Raw genomic sequence first — 6,282 nt, 5'->3', positions numbered from 1 at the left:
ATATCTCGCTTCCAGACCAGTCGGATCGGCTCGCGGATGCTCGGGACGTGTTTGCGGAGCTGTACGCGTATGCCGAGAAGGAACCACCGGATTACGTGCCGCTGGAGAAACCTGCCGAGCAGGAACACGACCCGGGACGACGGAAGTGGATCAGTGCGCTGTCCGACGAGCTATGTGAACTCGATTTCAAGGACGACGGGCGTGTTGTCGCCGATTTCTCAGCGAATCTGGATCAGCAGCAGTGTTGGCAGTTCCAGAAGGCTACGCCGGCCCATATCCGAGCCAGTATTTACGGACCAGCAGTCCAGTTTGAAAGCGCAAACAGGTTCAAGAATTGGATAGATGAGCCCAGTATCATCGAAGATGCACGACACGACACTGAAACAGCCGCTGACAACACCGGTGTTCTGTCTCGGGTCACGCGGCTCGTCCGAGGATAATATACATGTCTGACCACACATCTCACCGGCGGTTCGACGGCACGCTAGTCACGGCACCGTTCGGGGGCGAGAACGTCGAACGGACAGCACGGGAGGAATACCGGACACTCCTCGACGAGTACGATTCTGAGGATGTACTCGTCGTCACGGGTGCGCCGACGAGTACAGACACGTTCCGGGAGTCGTTAGGTTCGGAACTGCGGGGCGCGGCGACGCCGTACGTGACGTCGCTCGTCGTGCACGCGACTGATGTCCTCAATCAGAGCGATGACCGCGTCATTCTCTCCGACGCGTTGCGACGCGAACTCCTCTATCGGTTCCTCGCGGATTACGAATGGGAAACGGAGTACCTGCGACGGGCGTCTGAACAGCCGTCGTTCATCGAGGACGTGGACGCTGTGATGGGCACGATCTCCTGGCAAACGGTCACACCAGAGGAAACTCCGGAGCTTTGTGACATCGCGGCTGCGCTTGACGCGTTTCACGATTGGCTCGCTGAGAACGGCCACATGGAGCGCGGCCAACTCATTTCTGAGGCATTAGATGTCCTCTCGGGGGACGCCCGTCATGGTGTCGTCGACTTCGAGGCGGTGCTGGTGGTCGAATTCGAGGAATTCTTCCCGCTTGACCGCGCGTATCTTGACGCGCTCGTAGGGGACTGTGATCTCGTCTGTATCGCTGAAGAGAACGCGAGTGTTCGCCGCACGTGGGTTGAGACAGGGCCCGTTACGGACTACGTCTCGTTCAGCGAGTCTCGCCGTGGGGTGTCGGAGTCTCCGTCGACGCGACCGGCTGCCACTGCGGCCTACTTCGCCGAAGAGACGACCTCGGCGGACCCGGAAACCGGGTCGGTCTCCGTCCTCGCTACGGACTCCAGTGACGAGCACCTCGCGGAGGTTGCGAACGAGATCGAAGCCCTCGTCGCGCAGTCGGACTGGAGTTACGACGATATCGCTGTCGCCACCAAACGAAGCGACAGTACGGTTACGGATATTATCGAGGCATTCGAAGGCACTGGGATTCCAACGGAATCAACAACCGTCACCGGGTTCGGTGATGATCCTGCGATTCGGGAACTCCTTGCTGCCGTTCGGCAGCTTGGTGCCGATGGCGGGGACGAAGTTCCCAATCACGGCCCGGAACTCGATAGGCAGCGGTTAGACCGTGTCCACGAGATGGACAATCTCGGGGATGCGGTCCGCTGGTGGGCGACGGACACAGGGCTGAAAGAGCGGATCGCGGAGCGGGCGACGCCGTTGGATGCGCGAGCACAGTTTGGGAACGTCCGACGGGCGTTCAGAATGGCCGAGTTCCTCGAAGACACCGAGTTCGTGGATGCGACGTGGACGTCCTTCGAGGAGATGCTCGAACGGGCTCATAAGTACGCGCCGGTGCAGAATCAGACGAGTGCGACGAACCTTGACGGCGGTGTCCGCGTGGACCACCTGCAGGCGATCAAAAACGAGTCGTTTCGCGCGGTGTTTCTCGTGAATCTCGTCGACAGTGAATACCCGGGTGACCCGTTCTTGACACGATTGTTCCCGAATGAGCGGGTAGAGTCGATGCCGGACTACCCCGGTGTGACGGAACTCACCGGGACGGACGTGGATGTGACATTCCCGACGACGTCTACGGCTTCGAGTCGGCCGTTCGCACGGTACCACACAGAACACGCGCGGCGACGTCTGGCGATTGGGGCTGGCGCTGCGGACGAGCACCTGTACTGTTGTCTCTACGAGTACGAGGACACCGCACTGGAAGAGCGTGCGCAGGCGTCGAGGTTCCTCACAGACGCGTACGACCGCCTGCCGTGGGTCACCGAAGCCGACGACCTACTCATCACGAGCGAGCAAGCGGCGGAGGACTTCCTGTTGTCGCGGGTTGACGACGCGCTCGCGGCAGTGCGCCGCGCGAACAGCCAGGACATAACGGTGTCGCTCGATGAGGTAGAAGCGGAACTTGGCGAGGTTCAGAACCTGCTCGATAAGAGCGGGGCGCGTGGCGAGGAACTCAGGGAGGCGTTGCGTGCGCGTGTCGAGTTTGCTAACGGGGAGGTGCGGCGATGAGCCCAGCGTCGCTCTCACCGTCACGGCTGGCGAACTACGCGACGTGTCCGCGGCTGTATGATTACCGGTATGTTCAGGACGTGAATGCGCCGGACCGTACAGAGCTCTATCTCAATCAGGGGACGATTTACCACGAGACTATCGAGGACGTGTGCGAAGCGACCAGCCGCGATGATGACCCGGGAGAGATTCACGACAGGGCGATGCGGATCTTCGATTCGAAGTGGGACGAACACAGCAGCGCGGATGACTACGAATCACGAGCACACCGGGAGTACCAGCGTACTGAGAACCGGGCTGCCATCGAGTCGTTCTTCAATCCCGATGACGGCGTCGGTATTGACCATGCTCGCCGTTCGGTCGCCACCGAGTGTTGGGTCGAATGCGAAGTAGATGGACGCGCGCTTCACGGGAAAGCAGACAACGTCATCCGGACAGACGACGGCCTCCACGTCTTCGACTACAAGCGGAAAACACACGGAATGCTCTCCGACGGAACAGCCGAGTACCTCGGTGACCACCTCAACGGGGAGGCCCACGAACCGAAGCGTGTGCGGAACGCGTTCCAGACAGCGGCGTACATCGAGGGCGTGAAGAACGAACCGTTCTACGAGGACGGGATGGAGGTCCGATTCAGTTTCTTTGGCCTCCTCAACAAAACGTCGTTCGAGAGTACGCCGACCGGCTATGACGTATCTGCACGCGGCTGGGGGCGGGAAACCACGGAAATCTACGAAGACCACTATGACACGATCTGGGCGCTCATTCGCGCCGCACACGACGGTATCACGGGCGAGACATACGATCCTGAACCATTCGATCTCATCAACGAGGAAGCATGCCCGGACTGTGACTATCGAGAGATGTGTGCAGACCGGCTATCGACGGAGGTGCAACGATGAGCGGTGATGGTGACGAGTACCCGTCGTGGTTCCCGGTCACGGAAGAAGATGTGTCACCGGAGCCCCAGCAGCGGGAGATCATCGATTCGGACGCGTACCCGATGCGTGTGCTGGCCGGAGCTGGGACGGGGAAGACGTTCACGATGGTGCGGAAGGTTGAGCACCTCATCGACGAAGAGAACGTCTCGCCGGATCGGATTCTCACGTTGACGTTCACGAACAACGCTGCGGACTCGATGCGTGATAAGCTCAACGCGAAACTCGGCACGGCTGGGTACGATATTGACGCGTACACGTACCACTCGATTTGTAACGAGATCCTCACTGACTACGCGTACGAAGCCGGAATCGACCCAGACTTCGAAGTCGCCACGGACGCCGAGAAGTACGCCATCGTGCTGGACGTTCTGGACGACATCGAGTACCGTTTTGTCAAACCCAATGTGTACGGAGGCGACGGGTACGCGTCAGGGGCCGCATCGAAGTTGCTCAACTTCATCGGATCGATGAAACGCAGCGGCATCACGCCCGACGATATCGACACCTTCCTCGGTCCGGCTGACCGAGTCTACGAACTCGCCGACCTCTCGGAGCGTGTCGAGACGATTGCGAGCGACCATCTGGGCGGCCGGTCCGTGTCGAGCGTGCTTGACTCACTTCCAGACGCGCGTGCCGACCTCATCGCTGAACGTGACGTGCTCGGGACAGACGGTATCGAAGCCAGCGTACGTGATTTCCTCGACCGCTTAGTGGATCTTTGCGATGCGCTGGAAGCGGCGTTCGAAGCCCATGAGGCAGGCGAACGGGAACTGCCGGACAACGCGTACAAGCTCCCGAAGTACCTACTCGGCGGGTACGCGAACGGTGCGCCGAAAGGAATCCCCGGTGATCTCGACCTCGAACTCACGGACCATCTCGACTCGTTCCTCTCGGACTGCCTCACGGCCCGAGACTTGACGGCCGGATACGCCGCGTACGAGCGTGAGCTCGACGAGCGAAACCTCATCGACTTCGACGGCCTGGTTGTGGAGACAGCCGCGCTAATGGACTCCCCCGTCGGTGAGGAAATCGCTGCCCGGTGGGACTACGTGTTCTGTGACGAGTTTCAGGACACCGACCGACTGCAGTTCGACCTCGTCACGTCACTCGTCACTGACGACAACCTGTTCGTCGTCGGTGACGACGATCAGGCGATCTACGAGTGGCGCGGCGCGCACGTCGCCAACATCACCGAGGAACTCGACCGCGCATTCACGGCACTCGCCGACGAGCCTTTAGAGGAGAATTTTCGCTCCCGACAGCCGATCCTGGACCTGGCAAACGAGGCGATTCAGAAACTCAATCACCGGGAACGTCACAAGACACTGAAACGCGTCGACGAACCCGCGTACGAGGGGGACACCATTGCTACCGTCGAACTACCGGACGAAGACGACGCGGACGGTGCTTCCCAGCTTCGCACCGTCGTCCAGAATTTGCTGAGCGGGGCAGCAGAGAGTCTCGATGAGGCGTACGACCCGGGCGACATCGCGTTACTCGTCCGGAAGAACAACCACGCGACACCCGTCATCGAGGAATTCGAAGACGCTGGCATCCCGTACCAGGTTGCTGGTGATCTGGCCACGGAATCAGTCGGCGTCGGCACCGTCACCGCCTACCTGAAGGCGCTCGCAAGAACCGAAGATGAAGTAAGCTGGAATCGCGTCCTCCTGATGCGGTACCGGCTCTGCGACGCAGACCTCCGTACGGTCAACGCGGGCGACGACCATCTCGTGGACACGCTCCGCGAGACGCCGCTCGAAGAGTTCGAAGAACCCGACCGCGTCGCAGAGGCCCGCGAGCACATCACGGAACTCCTCGCTGTCCGTGACTCGGCATCGCTCAGCCACCTGTACCGCGAACTCACGAACCTAACGAATATCGAGTGGTATCTCAGCGCGCAGGAGCGCAGGGACCTCGCCCAACTGAAGGATGTCATCGAACAGTATGGGGATAGTGCCGTCCAACCACCGCTTACTCCGGAGTTCATCGATTCGCTTGAACACTATGACTCCCTGTTTGATGAGAGCGGGTCTGCGCCGACAAGTCAGCCGGACGTCGCGGATGGTGCGGTCAACGTGATGACCATCCACAAGAGCAAAGGCTTGGACTTCCCTGTCGTCCTCATCCCGCAGGTCACGGCCTATGAATGGGAGCCGAGTTCGCGGGCGTACGATGCACTCGAAACAGGGCTCGCAGACGAGGCGACTGCAGTGTTCGACGAGGACTACGTCACGCGCGACGCCCGCGAAACCCGCCGCGTGTTCCATGTCGGGATCACACGCGCCGAAGATATTCTCGTCCTCCAAGGCGGCAACGAGGCAGACGACGTTGACGAGGAAACAGCCTCGATCTCAGAGATGGTCAGCGAGATTCTGCCATCTCGAATCCCGTGGCAGCCAGAACGCGGGAATCTTCCGATTTGGACCGACGTTCAAGAGTGCCTCCCGGTCGAGGCGGTCGACTGGACCGACACGCTGGCCAACGAAACTATCGGCCAGGTTGGCGGCACGGTCAGACACGACGGCGAAGAAATTGAGGTTGAGGTCGCACGGGACCGCGTAATCGACCTCGCGACGGCTTCAATCGACGGAAGAATTGCATCGGCAGGAAAGCGCTCGACACTCAAGATTGAGTCGCTTTCCGGCCCGTCGATACCGTCTCCGTCGCTCTCACACAGTTACACATCGCTGGCAGCCTATGAAGAATGTCCGCGCAGTCATTACCTCGACTACGTCGTCAATGCATTCACTGACTATCATGAACGCAGTGGTGAGGGTGGAGGTGGCGTATCCCAACGCGACATTGGGTTACTCTTCCACGACACCGCTGAGC

General features: G+C 60.2%; 3 protein-coding genes and 1 pseudogene. All 4 read left to right on the top strand.

The features are described 5' to 3' along the window. Positions 1-440 (top strand): annotated as a pseudogene (locus AUR66_RS13320) (phospholipase D family protein); the annotation flags it as partial. A gap of 5 nt (positions 441-445) precedes the next feature. Continuing rightward, on the top strand, positions 446-2,506 hold the full coding sequence (locus AUR66_RS13315) for a hypothetical protein (RefSeq protein ID WP_058572806.1): 2,061 nt from the start codon (positions 446-448) through the stop codon (positions 2,504-2,506). Next, a complete protein-coding gene (locus AUR66_RS13310) occupies positions 2,503-3,408 on the top strand; it encodes a RecB family exonuclease (RefSeq protein ID WP_058572805.1) in 906 nt (301 codons plus the stop codon). The genes AUR66_RS13315 and AUR66_RS13310 overlap by 4 nt, the downstream gene beginning before the upstream one ends. Continuing rightward, positions 3,405-6,282 (top strand): ATP-dependent helicase (locus AUR66_RS13305; protein ID WP_058572804.1); only part of this gene is annotated, 2,878 nt, incomplete at its 3' end. The genes AUR66_RS13310 and AUR66_RS13305, both read left to right, overlap by 4 nt.

Source organism: Haloferax profundi (assembly GCF_001469865.1).
Classification (GTDB): domain Archaea; phylum Halobacteriota; class Halobacteria; order Halobacteriales; family Haloferacaceae; genus Haloferax; species Haloferax profundi.
This window is presented reverse-complemented; position numbering and strand designations above follow the sequence as displayed.